13 protein-coding genes are annotated in these 14,032 nt (G+C 43.9%); all 13 read right to left on the reverse strand.

What is annotated here, in order from left to right:
* Positions 1 to 50 precede the first annotated feature (50 nt).
* The 13 genes from secG to HMPREF2794_RS25270 all read right to left on the reverse strand — a co-directional run bounded on the left by secG (position 51) and on the right by HMPREF2794_RS25270 (position 13,898).
* Positions 51 to 446: a preprotein translocase subunit SecG gene (gene secG / locus HMPREF2794_RS25210; RefSeq protein ID WP_010536970.1), complete on the reverse strand. Its 396-nt coding sequence runs from the start codon at positions 444 to 446 to the stop codon at positions 51 to 53.
* Between the two features lie 6 nt (positions 447 to 452).
* A complete protein-coding gene (locus HMPREF2794_RS25215; protein ID WP_070753025.1) occupies positions 453 to 1,238 on the reverse strand; it encodes a hypothetical protein in 786 nt (261 codons plus the stop codon).
* Between the two features lie 4 nt (positions 1,239 to 1,242).
* Entirely contained in the window at positions 1,243 to 1,770 is a 528-nt protein-coding gene (gene lptE / locus HMPREF2794_RS25220) for an LPS assembly lipoprotein LptE (protein WP_008764536.1), read from the reverse strand.
* Complete coding sequence (locus HMPREF2794_RS25225) at positions 1,757 to 2,995, reverse strand: sigma-54 interaction domain-containing protein (RefSeq protein ID WP_070753027.1); 1,239 nt, start codon at positions 2,993 to 2,995, stop codon at positions 1,757 to 1,759. Before HMPREF2794_RS25225 ends, lptE begins: the two co-directional genes overlap by 14 nt.
* 6 nt (positions 2,996 to 3,001) lie before the next feature.
* The gene (pdxA, locus tag HMPREF2794_RS25230; protein WP_010536967.1) at positions 3,002 to 4,096 is read right to left on the reverse strand and encodes a 4-hydroxythreonine-4-phosphate dehydrogenase PdxA; all 1,095 of its coding nucleotides are present in this window, start codon (positions 4,094 to 4,096) and stop codon (positions 3,002 to 3,004) included.
* A gap of 4 nt (positions 4,097 to 4,100) precedes the next feature.
* A complete protein-coding gene (locus HMPREF2794_RS25235; protein WP_022301220.1) occupies positions 4,101 to 5,138 on the reverse strand; it encodes a DUF4837 family protein in 1,038 nt (345 codons plus the stop codon).
* 18 nt (positions 5,139 to 5,156) lie between these two features.
* Positions 5,157 to 6,191 (reverse strand): dual-specificity RNA methyltransferase RlmN, encoded by a 1,035-nt coding sequence (rlmN, locus tag HMPREF2794_RS25240; RefSeq protein ID WP_070753029.1) that lies wholly within the window; start codon positions 6,189 to 6,191, stop codon positions 5,157 to 5,159.
* A 141-nt stretch (positions 6,192 to 6,332) separates the two neighbouring features.
* Complete coding sequence (locus tag HMPREF2794_RS25245) at positions 6,333 to 8,471, reverse strand: peptidylprolyl isomerase (protein WP_010536964.1); 2,139 nt, start codon at positions 8,469 to 8,471, stop codon at positions 6,333 to 6,335.
* A 119-nt stretch (positions 8,472 to 8,590) separates the two neighbouring features.
* A complete protein-coding gene (locus tag HMPREF2794_RS25250) occupies positions 8,591 to 9,847 on the reverse strand; it encodes a hemolysin family protein (RefSeq protein WP_010536963.1) in 1,257 nt (418 codons plus the stop codon).
* A 3-nt stretch (positions 9,848 to 9,850) separates the two neighbouring features.
* Positions 9,851 to 10,504, reverse strand: a complete 654-nt coding sequence (gene lptC, locus HMPREF2794_RS25255; protein WP_010536962.1) for an LPS export ABC transporter periplasmic protein LptC — start codon at positions 10,502 to 10,504, stop codon at positions 9,851 to 9,853.
* Between the two features lie 5 nt (positions 10,505 to 10,509).
* Positions 10,510 to 11,835, reverse strand: coding sequence for a hypothetical protein (locus HMPREF2794_RS25260; protein WP_010536961.1), 1,326 nt, complete (start codon positions 11,833 to 11,835; stop codon positions 10,510 to 10,512).
* Positions 11,836 to 11,887: 52 nt separating this feature from the next.
* Positions 11,888 to 13,180, reverse strand: coding sequence for a BamG family beta-barrel-assembly machinery protein (locus HMPREF2794_RS25265; RefSeq protein ID WP_010536960.1), 1,293 nt, complete (start codon positions 13,178 to 13,180; stop codon positions 11,888 to 11,890).
* The gene (locus HMPREF2794_RS25270) at positions 13,167 to 13,898 is read right to left on the reverse strand and encodes a type III pantothenate kinase (protein ID WP_010536959.1); all 732 of its coding nucleotides are present in this window, start codon (positions 13,896 to 13,898) and stop codon (positions 13,167 to 13,169) included. The genes HMPREF2794_RS25265 and HMPREF2794_RS25270 overlap by 14 nt, the downstream gene beginning before the upstream one ends.
* Between the last annotated feature and the right edge of the window lie 134 nt (positions 13,899 to 14,032).

Below are 14,032 nucleotides of genomic sequence, written 5' to 3' on the forward strand. Positions count from 1 at the left end.
CCGATGATACCCTCACACAATAAGTTTAAACCGAATATCCTATCACTGAACTATTCTGCTGCAGGAGCAGGAGTTTCAGTAGCCGGAGCTTCTGTTGCAGGTGCAGACTCTGCAGGAGCAGTAGCGTCTGTATTAGGAGCAGCAGTACCGGTAGGCATGTTATACGGGTTGGTTTGTTGTTCTTTCTGTGCTTGTTCCAACAATACATCTTTAGCTGCAGAAGAAGTAGGAACAACATAAGCGGTAGCAATGCTCATTACAACCATGAAGATAGCTAAGCCCCAAGTTGCTTTTTCCAGAAAGTCTGTAGTCTTGCGCACGCCCATAATAGCGTTTGATGAAGAGAAACCGGAAGCAAGTCCGCCTCCTTTTGAGTTCTGAATCAGCACGATGAAGCACATCAGCAAGGCTGCAATAACCATTAAGATAACGAATAATAAGTACATTTTTAGTTATTTTGAATTAGCGTTAATAATCAATTTCTCCAAAAATCTGATTTGGTCTGCAAAGTAAGCATTTTTTTTTGGATATTTCAAACTTAATTTTTTAATTATTTCAAGAGCTTTCGAATATCGTTGCTGTTTTACGTAGATTTTGGCTAAAGTTTCGGTGAAACAACTGTCATCTTCCTCTTCTTCAGTGTTTGTTTCGGTCGTTCTGCCTGTTTCGTTGGTTTCAGTCGAAGAAGCGGTCATTGTTCGCTCTTCTTCTCTCAAGGGTTTCAGATACACGACAGCGTCACTCTCACTTTTTTCTATAAAGTTGTCAATAAGTTCATGTCCTTTCAGCTTGGGCATAGCCTCTGCCGGCTCGTCTGCAACGGGAGTCTCTTCGAGTAAGTATGAAGTATAGTCCATAGAATAATCAAAGCTTGTCTGACTGGTCACTTCTTCGGGAGCTGTAGAAAGAAAGGCATCGATCAAAGCCAGTGTCCGGTCGACGGTAGGCTCATCTTCCAATACTTCAGTGAGAGGCAGGTCTTTCTTCCGGGTTTCGACAGCAAACCGTTCGCCTTCGATCAGGTGAAACAGTTTCCGTCGGTCGGCAATATACAGAACGGCTTTCCGCAGCTCTGCGCCGAAATTGATGTCGTGGAGAATATATAGGTTCTTGAGATACAACAACCGGAGCGACTGAAAATACGGATACCTCGCGAGCTGGTTGCGCAGTTCGTACAAAGTATCTCTATTCAGCGTCTCAGGATGCTGAATCCATTGTTGCAAGTTAACAGAAGTCATTAAATTACCAGTTCGCTACAGTTGCATTAAATATTTGGTCGGTTATCTCTTTACTCATTTCCGCAATCAATCCATCTTGTACGGCTGTCAGCAACTGACTGGAATCATAGGTACGGAAAGCTGAGAATTGCTGCTCGAAGTCTTCGGCGTGATTAGTGTTGTTGACAAAACGTACATTGACCGTAATGGTCAGTTTCGTTTCCGAAGAGTATCCATCGGCAGACACTGCCTGGTTGTACTGGTTGTAGCCTGTGATTTCTCCGTCAATCTGCAAATCCGCATTCTGGTTCGGCTTCAGCAGTTGCAGGCGGGTCTGTCTAATGAAGATATCCTTCAGGTCTTCATTAAATTTAGTAGCCAACGGAGCATACACATACTCCGACTTAATCGGAAAGTCGGCAATCGAAATGGTCTTCACCTTATCATAATTGATAGAAGAGCCATTAAACTTATAGGACACACTACAAGCAATGATGACTGCCGGCAAAACGATCAGTATCAGCGGTCGTGCTATTTTCTTAATCCAATTCATATTCTTTTATTTTTCTGTAAAGGGTACGCTCGGAGATATTCAGATCCTTCGCCGCACTTTTCCGCTTGCCATGATGCCTCTCAAGTGCTTTGCGTATCATTTCTTTTTCTACTTCATCAAGCGAAAGGGTTTCTTCCACATATTCCTCCGTATCCTGAATATCGTCATCATCTTCTTTGGGACAGACAGACGGTTGTACCGCATGGATGATAGCAGGTACGGAAGGCTGATGTGTAGTCGTCACTACCGGAGTAGCTACCACTTGCCCCATCTGTCCGACTTGTCCCGTACGTTCGGCCATCATATTGTGCACCATCTTTTTCAGTTCCGCCACTTCCTGACGCATATCGAACAGGACGGAATAAAGTATCTCGCGTTCGCTCTCGAATCCTTTGCTCTCACGTGTTCCGAACAGTGCCGGAAGGCGTTGGGTATTCTGTACCGGAAGATAGGTCCGCAGAATAGCAGCCGTAATCTCACGGTTCGTTTCTATAATCGAAATCTGCTCTGTGATATTCTTCAACTGACGAACGTTTCCCGGCCACGGATAAGCTACCAATTCCTTCTTGGCATCTTCAGTCAGCTGGATAGCCGGCATCCGGTACTTCTCGGCAAAGTCGGCGGCAAACTTACGGAACAGCAACCACACATCGTCTCCCCGCTCACGCAAAGGCGGTATCTGAATAGGCACCGTATTCAAGCGATAATATAAATCTTCCCGGAAGCGTCCTTCGGCAATAGCTTGTGTCAGGTTCACGTTGGTAGCCGCTACAATACGCACATCCGTCTTTTGCACTTTGGATGAACCTACCTTGATAAATTCACCGCTTTCGAGCACACGGAGCAGACGCGCCTGTGTAGGCAACGGCAACTCTCCTACTTCATCAAGAAAGATAGTACCACCATCAGCTTCTCCAAAATATCCTTTCCGCTCACCAATAGCACCGGTAAATGCTCCCTTCTCATGTCCGAAAAGCTCGGAATCGATCGTACCTTCCGGTATCGCACCGCAGTTGACAGCAATATACTGTCCGTGCTTTCTCCGGCTATATTGATGAATGATCTGTGGAAAACTTTCTTTTCCGACGCCACTTTCTCCGGTAATCAGCACAGACAAGTCGGTAGGCGCTACCTGAATGGCAACATCTATGGCACGTGACAACGCTTCGGTATTACCAATAATGCCGAAGCGCTGTTTCACTTGTTGTATTTCCGCTTTTGTCATTGCTTCTTAATCTTCGTCTACTGTATCCAGTTTTAGTTTATCACTATCATCCCGTTTCTCGTAATACTGCTTCCGCAGCGGATTTACCCGTGCCGCTTTCTCGCGCTGGCGGTTACGGAATACATCAATCGCTACATAAATGGCCTGACGGAAAGAATCTTCGCTGGCAAGTCCTTTACCGGCGATGTCATAGGCTGTTCCATGAGCCGGAGAGGTACGTACCACCGGAAGTCCGGCAGTATAGTTCACACCATCTTCCATAGCAAGAGCTTTGAACGGTGCCAGTCCCTGATCATGATACATAGCCAATATTCCGTCGAAATGAGTATAATTGCCCGATCCCATAAAACCGTCTGCCGCATAAGGACCGTAACAGATGATGCCTTTCTCTTCCATTTCTTTCATGGCAGGAATAATCACTTCCTGTTCTTCCATACCCAGCAATCCGCCGTCTCCGGCATGGGGATTGAGTGAGAGCACGGCAATACGCGGAGCACCAATACCGAAATCCTGTTTCAGGCAGTGATGGAAAATAGCCAGTTTCTCCTGAATCAGTTCCTTTGTGATCGTTGTAGCAATCTCCCTTACCGGAATATGTGTTGTCACCAAAGCCACACGGAAATCATTCTTCATGAGAATCATCAGCGACTTGTTTCCATTGCCCAGCCGTTCTTCAATATACTCTGTATGACCGGGGAAAGAGAACTCTTCCGACTGGATGGTATGTTTGTTGATCGGAGCGGTCACAATAACGTCGATCAGCCCCTCACGATATTCTTCAATAGCACGTTCCAAAGCGCCCAGTGCAGCTTTACCTGCTTCGGGATCGGGTTTGGAGAACTCTACTTTCACTTCATCATCGGTACAGTTCACTACACTCAGACGATTGTATCCGGCTTCGGAAGCTGTATTGACAATGCTGAAATTAGCCTGCACATCCAGCGCTTTACGATGGTAGGCCGCCACTTTAGGTGAACCGTAGATGATCGGAGTACATAGTTCAAGCATAGTAGGGTCTGAGAATGTCTTCAAGATCACTTCATAGCCTACCCCGTTGATGTCTCCCTGGGTAATGCCGATTCTTATTTTGTTTTCTTCCATGTTTTTATTTTTTAGTTGGTTCCGCTTCTTTGGTCACTCCCAAAGGAATCTGGCTCTGCGGAGCTTCTTGCGGAAGTCTCAGCGTATAAAGAGATGATTCCATCTGACGAACTAAGTTGCGTTTCATTTTATCAGGTGAGTATACAAATATTTCTGCTGTAATGATACGTTGGTTTTTCTGATCCAGACGAGTGTGGGAAACAAACGGACCACCCATGAAGTCTCCCTTCATGCGCCACAATCCACGTGCTTCCATCGTGTAGTCATTGTGTACGCTGATCGGACGGACGTCAGTCAGCAACGAATCCGTCGACATATAAACGCCCTCTTTGAATCCGGGGATATTGACCTGCATCACAGAGTCGCGTTTATGAACAAAGTATTCTTTAGTAAATGTATCTTTATCCGTATAAGGATAAGAATACATCACGAAATTACGATCAGCAGAACCTGTATTGGTAGAAGCCCAAAAGAAATCCTCACCTGTCTTCGAATTGTTCAGTTCCGAAGGTATCCAGATATCACAGCCAAACAAGCTATCTATCTTCTGAGAGATAAAATTACTGTGTTTTTCTTCCAGCAACGTAATCTGACGGTTCATCTCGGCACGAGTAAAGAAGTCGATAATCGTTTGTTTGTTCTCTTCCACGAACTTCTCAAACACTTCTTCGTCCGGAGCCTGAATAGTCAGTATCAACTGTGGAGAAGCATAAACGTCTTTCGCATATTTGAAAGTACCTTTCGTATAAATATCTTTTATATCTACTATGATAATGTTGCGGATCAGCTTCAGGGTAGAGTCGTAATCTTTCGGTGAAGTATACATAATCCGGAAAGAAGGTTCCGACTGGGGCAATCCCGGCATGTCAGAATCAAGCACATCATGCAAGGCCCTTCCGGCGGCACGGTCCCATACACCCGCATCCACTACTACCAGCAGTTCATACGGACGGCCACTAGAGGTATGATTCCCTTTCAGTCCACAAGAAGCAACGACCAAAGCTACTAAAGCCATGCTTAAATAAAAGAAGTACTTTTTCATGATGTTCGATTTTATATATTAACTTTTACTATTTTCCTCCTGTTTCGCAGTCGACAGCATGCCACATGCCGCAAAGATGTCTTCTCCCCGTGAGGCACGAATGGTAGTGAAAAGCCCGTGCGTGGTCAGATAATCACGAAAACGGGTCATTGTATCCATATCGGCCCCTTCAAGGTTTACTCCCGGAATGGCATGGAAGCGGATCAGATTGATCCGGCAATCCAGTCCGCGAAGCAGTTTCAACAACTCTCTGGCATAGATTTGCGAATCATTCAGCCCCTTAAAAACAATATACTCAAACGAAAGTCGACGCTGTTTACTAAAATCATAGTTTTTTAACAGTTCTACCATTTCTGTCATTGAAAAGGCTTTCTCCGCCGGCATCAGTTCCGCACGTTGGGGCGGCACCGGAGAATGCAGGCTGACAGCCAGATGGCAGTCACTCTCTTCGATAAAGCGCTGCAATCCTTTCCGCAATCCGACCGTAGAAACTGTTATCCGTTTCGGGCTCCATGCGTAGCCATAAGAAGCAGTCAGTATATCCAATGCTTTCAGTACTTCATCCAGATTGTCGAGTGGTTCGCCCATTCCCATCATGACCACATTCGTCAGTTTATCCCGTTCGGGCAATGAATGAATCTGGTTGATAATCTGCTGAGCGGTCAGGTTGGCGGTGTAACCTTGTTTCCCTGTCATACAGAACTTACAATTCATTTTGCAACCTACCTGTGAGGAGACACATAAGGTCGCCCGTTCATCGTCCGGAATATATACCGACTCTACGAAATGATTCCCGCCTACAGGGTACAAGTATTTCACCGTACCGTCTACAGAGCGCATTTCATCCACCGGGGCTTCCGCACCGACCTCATAGTTCTGCATGAGCAACTCCCGGTGTTTCAACGACAAATTAGTCATTTCATCAATCGAGGTCACCTTCTTATCGTAAAGCCAGGATGCGATCTGCTTGGCGGCAAAGCCGGGCATACCCAGACGTTTTACCAGCGATTGCAGCTCTACCAGCGTCATTCCTAAGAGAGGATATTTAGACATCATTCTTTCTGTTCATGGTTTATATTTGCAAATGTAAGGAAATAAAGTCGATTTCCGTATAGCGAGGATGTAAAAGTTAGCAAAAAAGGTCGTTCCCGAAAGAGGAACGACCTTTTGCAGTTATCGTTTTTACGACTGATCTTAGAAGAACAGGTAACGTGTATCCTTTACATTTCCTTTCAGATACAGGTCGTTCATCAGACGGCTTGCGAAGCGTGCATGCATGTTGGCCAGTGTAGCTTCTTCATCTTTAGCGTTGAAGGTATCGCTCAGTTTGTCTTTGCCATACATCTGCAGTACAAATACGCCTGCATTACCTTTGATCGGAGCACTCAGCTTGTTCATTTCGGCAACAGAAGCATAAGCACCTACCAACGGTTCGCTGCTACGCAATGCTGACACATAGGCAGGAGCGGCAAATGTAACCAACTTCAAAGAATCGCTTACTGCACCGGACATCGCTTTGTACTGGTCGAGAGAAGTCGCGTTAGCGGCTTTCATGTCAGCCATAATCTTTTCAGCTTTCTTATCTTTAACAATTTCAGCTCTCAACTGATCCTGTACAGCTTTCAAAGGACGATATCCTTCCGGAGTAACACCTACCAAAGCCACTGCAACCATGTGATCGCTTTCGCCACATTCGTACAAACCGGAAACATCACCCGGTTTAGCGGAGAATGCCCATCTTAATGCTTCTTTAGTACCTCTTACACCACCGATCGTATGTTCTGAGCTATACAAGTCTTTTCTGTCCAACAGTCTGTATCCGGCTTCTTCAGCATTAGCGGCCATCTTTTCTGCAGTAGGATTAGCAGCGATGAACTGGCTGAAGTCATTGTAAGCACGGTTATATGTTTCTTTGCTGAACTCAACTTCACGTTTCACAACAGCTACTTTATATTTATCCTTCACGGCTTTCTTGTTAGTCACCTGGAGGATTACATTAGCCTGACCTAACGGCAGGTTCACTACTTCGTTCACACCTGTATTGTTGATAGCAGAGATAAACTTCAGGTTGTCACCATCGATCTGCGCTCCTTCATATTGTGCAGAGCTCATCCAGTTGCTTTCACCTGTCTGACCATATTTTTTAGCCAGATCCGCGAAGTTAGCACCTCCTTTGATAGCAGTATAGATACTGTCTGCCAAGGTTTTTGTCTTCAATGCATCTTCTGCAAATACCTGGATCTGACGGAACTCGATAGAGTCGGCAGCGGCAGTCTTGGCAACTACTTTGAATGAATTGATAGTATTGTCGGCACCATTATAGTAAGGACCATAAACTGAACCTATAGAAGCAGAATCCAGACGGGCAACTACATCAGCCGGGAAAGCTGTCTTGTTGTAGAACAAGTCTACATAAGGAGCCTCCGAACCTACAGAACGGATAAAAGAAGTATAATCGTCTGTTGTGTTAGCCAACTGTTCGGTAGCTTCGTCTACTTCCTTCTGGATAGCAGCTCTGTCTTCGGCACTTGCAGTCACCTGAACATCGATGTACTTGATATCACGGCTTTCCTGATATTGCTTGAACTGTTCTTTCTTCTTGTTATAAAGGTCTTTCAGTTCCGATTCTTTCACTACGATTGTAGAGTCTACTACAGAAGAATAAGGAACGGCAGCCATCAACAGGTCGTATTGATTCACCCTTGCATCGAAAGCATCCTGTGCTTCTACCGGATTGGAAAGAAGTGCTTTAGATACCAATGCCTGATATTTCTCAGCCAGACGGCTCTGAACCAATGTTTTCTGGATGAATGACCAGTATTTGTACATGTTGTTATACTGTTCGGCATACTGAGCAGGCATCTGAGATTCGCTCATCTTGGCATAATCTACCAGGAACTTATTCAGCATATCCTTATCGAAAGCACCGGTCTGCGGGTTGCGGAAAGGAGTCTGTTGCAACAAAGGATGCACGCCTGCTTTCAGGATATCCTGAATTTCAGCAGCAGAGACTGTCAATCCCAATGCTTTTGCTTCTTTCTCAACCAGTTTGTTATTTACGTAGGAACGCCATACTTCGTCGCGCACCTGATTGGTCTGTTCGTCGTTCAGTGCAGTCACTCCACGAGAGAGCTTTATCACCTCGGTATATTCTTCTACCAAATTCTGATACTCCTGAGCGGAAAGAGCATCTCCGTTCACCTCACCTACGTCATGTGCCTGGTGCGGTTGCATTACCTTCCACGCGTCACCCGCGATGAAAGCAAACAGCGCCAAACCGATAACAATCACCAATAGAGGTCCTTTCGACCTAATGTTTTGTAATGTTGCCATTTTGATTAATACGATTTATGTTTATTATTATTTCTTTCCATTGTCATTTTAGCGCACGAAGATACAAAAAATGCTAATATGCTTCTATTTATTAGCTAAAAATTTCACGGTTATCGCCATTATTCCATGACTTTTAAGCGTACAAGTTCTATTTTTGTCGCTGTCACCTTGATTATTTTAAACTCATAACGACCGACACGGACCAATTCATGTAGTTTCGGGAAACTCTGATATTGGCTCAGTATCAATCCGCCAACTGTCAGGTAGTCGTCCGATTCGGGCAGGTCAAGTCCGAACATTTCATTGACCTTTTCTATTTCCAGGCGGGCGGACAAAACATATTCATTTTCATCAATCTTCTTGCTGATATATGAAGTATTATCATGTTCATCTTCTATATCACCAAAAATCTCTTCTACCAAATCTTCCAATGATACAATGCCGGACGTACCTCCAAACTCGTCTACCACCACCGCAATCGTCTTCTTTTGCAGCATGAACAGTTTCATCAGTTTGTGAGCGGACATTGTTTCGGGTACAATGGGCACATCTTTCACGTTATCGTGCCAATCTTTCGGAGCACGAAACATTTCCGACGAATGGATATAACCGACCACATTATCTATATTTCCGTCATACACAATAATCTTCGAGATGCCGGATTCTATAAAACGGTTCTTGAGCTCATCCAGTGAGGTTGTGAGATCAACAGCCACCACTTCGGTACGTGGAACGATACAGTCACGTATCTTTATGCTCGAAAAGTCGAGTGCATTCTGAAAGATCTTCACTTCCGTGTCCAGTTCTTCTTCATTTTCGGCATTATCGATGCTACTCTGTATAAAGTAGTCCAAATCGACTTTTCCGAAAGCGATATCCGAAGCTTCCTTGTTTACCTTCATTCCAAAAATACGAAGAAACAGGCAGGATACTCCGGAAGCGAACTTGGATATAGGATATAAGACGATATAACAGATAAAAAGCGGAATAGCGGCAACATTCAATACCAGATTGGGATTGATCTTAAACAATGTTTTAGGAAGGAACTCTCCAGTCACCAAAATAATCAGAGTGGAAATGACGGTCTGAGCCAGTACCATCAGAAAGTGGCTATCAATAAATCCGGCCAACAGATTATCGCCGATAATCTGTGCCATCAATATACCATAGATAACCAATGCTATATTGTTTCCTACCAGCATGGTAGAGATAAATTCGTTCGGGTGCTTGAAAAAAACAGAAAGGATACGGGATGTGACTCTTCCCTTACGTTCCATTTCAAAGCGTAACTTATCCACTGAGACAAACGCGATCTCCATTCCTGAGAAGAAAGCGGAGAAAGCCATCGTGATGAGTAAAGAGATATAAATATTCATAGTTTATTTCACAGAATCTTTTTTCGTAGAATCCGGTGGCAATGTTTTTACTTCCGGCTGAGCGGTTCCCTCGTTTTCGTCTACATAGAAAATACCTTCAATATTCTGAATGACATAAACGGTCATTTGTTGATTAGAGTCAAAGCCGTGTCCGGTAATCACCCGGTCCGGCTGCTGGATGCGTATAAACTTATCGGAATATACTTTCTGAGTAGATTCGTTCCAATAAAGTAACTCGGTATTAAAACGCTCCCCTTTCCGGTTTTGTATATCAACGTTTCCTATCAGTTTCCAGAGCTTCTGCTTATCATAATAATAAGCGGTATCTGCTTTAATGCTGGCCTCGATATTAAAGATAGAATCAAACTGTTCCAGATACACTCCTTTCTCGAACGCCCAATAAGAAGGTTTCTTGCGGTCGTATACCGTCCACTCTTCCGTGTTTACCCGGTAGCGTGTCACTCCCGAATCGGATATAAGGGTCGTTACTCCCAGTGTATTCATCACCGGCAATGAATCACGTTCAGTTATAGCGTCGCCCAGCGCATTCTTCTTGCCGCCGCAGGAAGAAAATGAAAGAAGCATAACAATTGCCCCGAAGGCAATTGTTATGCTTATGCTTTTATGCAACAAACGGTTACTTCGTTTTCGCAACATAAATTTTATCTAATCGTTGTAGACTCTCCGATCCAGCCACCGATAGTAATACGGTCGCCTGCTTTATAACCTAACATAAAGAGGTCTTTCGCCTGCGGAGTATGACCGGAATAAGTGCCAATCAATTTGTTTGCTTCTTCAGCTACACTTGGATCCACTGCTTTTGCACGTTGCAGCTTATCTATTACAGCAAAGTAAGTACATTTGTTCAATGCAGACTCATCACTCCAGTTAGGACTCATTGCATACAGGTTGGCAATCAGAATATAAGGAGCACCGTAGTTCTCGTTGAAACTAATTGCTTTCTGGCAATATGATCTGGCTTGAGACAACTTCTTGGCAGAAGCCAATACAGCTGCGGCAGCGTATGCCTTTTCAGCCTTCTTCACGTTGTCTGTTTCCAGTTGGATTGCTTCGTCAAAGAACTTCACTGCACCGTCAATATCACCTTTCTTGAATGCCTGATAAGCACATCCGGTAGCAGCTTCAGCAGTCGGCTCCATCTTATAAGCATAGAAAGATGCTTGCAGATAAGCTTCACTTTCCGTACATCTCATCATTTTCATGATATCGATTACTTTTTTCAGATAAGCCAAGTCTGTCTGGTTAGATTCTACTTTCGGACCATAGATACCTTGCAGTGATTCACAGTCAGCAGTACCACTATTCACAAACAAAGCAACGAGATTATCTTTTATACCCATCAGGTTTTTCTTCTTTGCTTCGCTAGTTTCCGCAGCAATAGCATCATCCGCATATTCTGAAGCGAGCAGATAATCCTGAATAAATTGTTCTTTATGATTAGGATCTGCTTTCAGTTTGTCCAATGACATCTGAAGAAAATAGAACAAAGTAGCTCCAGCAGATTCACCTTTCACCGCATTTACAGACTGGCTTAACCATTGATAAGCCTGATTAGCATCCACTTTCGGAGCTAAAGCGATATAGTCTACAGCCTTAATTCCCAGTGCTTCGTCGGCAGAAGAAACCTTTGTTCCTTTTGAAAGGAATTCTTCTGTGTATTTCATACGCAGGTCGTGCGTATTCATTAATTCATCAAAATACTTCTTATATTCGGGACTATTTTTATCCTTAATCTGTGCCATCAGCCCTTTAAGGATTTTATATCCGTCAGTAAAAGTGTAGAAACGCAATGTCGGGCAATTATCCAACACAGCTTTCCAAGGAGTATACGCATCTTTAAAATTTCCTGCACGCACAGCCTCATGCGAGATACTACTGTTCGAATTACAGTTAGTCGCATCCTGTGCTACCACAGTGGTTGCTCCAGCCGAAAGGAACAACATAGCCACAAGCGTTTTAATTTTCATTGTATCTAAATTTTAGTTGTTTATATAATATCGTCTATTCTCTCTCACTTTATTATTCTACCCTACGTTTGAAGAACCAACGTTCGTTGAACGTAAGTCCGATACTCACACGGAAGATATTTTCATTCACCATGTTCGTCTCCAGTCCTTTCACACGAACAAACTGTCCGCTGATACTAAGAATGGAACGCGAACGGGGAACAGGCAGACCGAAACCGGCAGTTACACCATATTCACGTGAAGCCTTTTTCCCATCAATCTTATAATACGGAGTCGTATAATAAGCTCCTAAACGGTATTTTATGTGGGCGAAATAGGAACGTCCTATCAAATTAGGAATGTATTCCGCACCGACTGATATTTTTGTACGATCACAATAATCGAATGTTTCATTAAAGTCCTGACGCACATTTTCATCATTGGTTACTACTCCAAACTTTGTTTTTGACCACTGCTGCAAACTGTAATCGGCACCGACTGTCAGACGTTTATCATAATTGTAGGTAAAGCCGATTCCAAAAGTATTGGGCAACTCTAACGTAGCATCCAAATTGTCCTGATATGAGGCCTGATTGCTAGTCTGTGCAGCCATTAGGACAGTTGATGAATAATCGTTATTCAACTTATGTTTAGGAGAATATACTGCACCAACCGTCAAAGAACTCTTTTTGTTCAAAGCCTGTGTATATTGTGCACCCAAATCCAACTTATAGTCCGATATTGAAGCTACCATTGTCCGTTGATAAGAATAAGAGGAAGATTCTCCCGGATAGTACACTGCTCTTCCGCGGGTTAGATCTCCCCAAAAGTAAGAAGCATTCACACCAATAGACAAATTCTTAAGCACTTTTACACCAATACCTGCGTACATTTGATGCAAGCCACCATCTCCGGTAAAACTTCTGCTGGTAACCAAACCGTCATTCCCAGTCTGGCTATCCGACACACTATATCCGATATTAGAATATGGCAGCAATCCGACACTCATTCCCATCCACGGAGCTAACCGAAACTGCATAGCGAGATAATCGAAGCTGGCATTCTTGGCGTTCATCTTCACACCGCCATTACTAATATTCATATTCTGTAAACTGACACCTCCCTCGAACAGGAACGTCAATGAGTCAATGGCCGTATATGAAGCAGGATTCGTTGGATTGATCTGCGCCCCATCCCGGAGTCCGAAAGCAATTCCACCCATCGCCTTGCTATTTCCGAAACTTTGATCGGATAAGTCGCCATAGCCATATCGTGTGTAAGGAGAGTTTGTATTATTTTGAGCGATTGCCGTTCCGGTAACCATCATGAGCAATAGCGCCCAAATCGTGTGTTTAAATCCTACCATTATTATAGTTTAAAATTCTATTTAATCCTTTCAACACTAAAAATCTATCTGCAAAGATGACACTTTTTACGCTGCTATCAAAAGAAAAATCATCTCCGCCCGTTAAAAAAACCAAAAGTTCAGGATATTTATGCTTCATAGCCTCAATATAGCCTGAAATTTCATATTCCATCCCTTTCAGCACTCCGGCACGGATGGCCGTTTCCGTATCCTTTCCCATCGGGAGTTTCCGCCCGTTGGCATCTATCTGTGGCAAACGCCCGGTAAACTGATGAAGTGCCTTGAAGCGCATCTGCATGCCGGGAGAAATATTACCACCGTGATACTGCCCCTTCGAGTCGATAAACTCATAAGTGATGCAAGTGCCCGCATCAATGACCAATATATCATTATGGGGAAAACGCTCATTAGCCCCTACTACCGCTGCCATCCGGTCATACCCCAATGTATCGGGAGTTTCGTACAAATTGGCTACCGGCAACGGAGTCTGATGATTGAGCCATAACAAAGGGAACGGCAAAGCAGCCAGATCGGCCAGTATCCGTTCGCTCAAATCAATGACAGTAGCCACGATACCTTGTTCAACCGGGTATTTGGAACAAAGAGCTTTCAAGCAATCTAACGATTGATTGGAGTCGGTCACAACCTCCACCATCTCATTGCCATCAAAGAGAGCTACTTTTGCAGTCGTATTTCCTATGTCAATAATTAAATTCAATGTTCTCTTTTATCAATTGCGGGCGCAAAGGTAAAGTAAAAAAAGAAAAGTATCTGCATGTAGGATGAATTATCTGTTTATTTTCCTTTTGGCAACACAAAAAAAGTGAGTCGTCCGAACAATATTAATATAGA

Source organism: Bacteroides sp. HMSC067B03 (genome assembly GCF_001811315.1).
In the GTDB taxonomy this organism is placed as follows: Bacteria; Bacteroidota; Bacteroidia; order Bacteroidales; family Bacteroidaceae; genus Bacteroides; species Bacteroides faecis.

What these genes read in the sequence shown, in the direction of transcription:
- secG (WP_010536970.1), bottom strand. Translation starts at nt 446, where the DNA reads ATGTACTTATTATTCGTTATCTTAATGGTTATTGCAGCCTTGCTGATG.
- HMPREF2794_RS25215 (WP_070753025.1), bottom strand. Translation starts at nt 1,238, where the DNA reads ATGACTTCTGTTAACTTGCAACAATGGATTCAGCATCCTGAGACGCTG.
- lptE (WP_008764536.1), bottom strand. Translation starts at nt 1,770, where the DNA reads ATGAATTGGATTAAGAAAATAGCACGACCGCTGATACTGATCGTTTTG.
- HMPREF2794_RS25225 (WP_070753027.1), bottom strand. Translation starts at nt 2,995, where the DNA reads ATGACAAAAGCGGAAATACAACAAGTGAAACAGCGCTTCGGCATTATT.
- pdxA (WP_010536967.1), bottom strand. Translation starts at nt 4,096, where the DNA reads ATGGAAGAAAACAAAATAAGAATCGGCATTACCCAGGGAGACATCAAC.
- HMPREF2794_RS25235 (WP_022301220.1), bottom strand. Translation starts at nt 5,138, where the DNA reads ATGAAAAAGTACTTCTTTTATTTAAGCATGGCTTTAGTAGCTTTGGTC.
- rlmN (WP_070753029.1), bottom strand. Translation starts at nt 6,191, where the DNA reads ATGTCTAAATATCCTCTCTTAGGAATGACGCTGGTAGAGCTGCAATCG.
- HMPREF2794_RS25245 (WP_010536964.1), bottom strand. Translation starts at nt 8,471, where the DNA reads ATGGCAACATTACAAAACATTAGGTCGAAAGGACCTCTATTGGTGATT.
- HMPREF2794_RS25250 (WP_010536963.1), bottom strand. Translation starts at nt 9,847, where the DNA reads ATGAATATTTATATCTCTTTACTCATCACGATGGCTTTCTCCGCTTTC.
- lptC (WP_010536962.1), bottom strand. Translation starts at nt 10,504, where the DNA reads ATGTTGCGAAAACGAAGTAACCGTTTGTTGCATAAAAGCATAAGCATA.
- HMPREF2794_RS25260 (WP_010536961.1), bottom strand. Translation starts at nt 11,835, where the DNA reads ATGAAAATTAAAACGCTTGTGGCTATGTTGTTCCTTTCGGCTGGAGCA.
- HMPREF2794_RS25265 (WP_010536960.1), bottom strand. Translation starts at nt 13,180, where the DNA reads ATGGTAGGATTTAAACACACGATTTGGGCGCTATTGCTCATGATGGTT.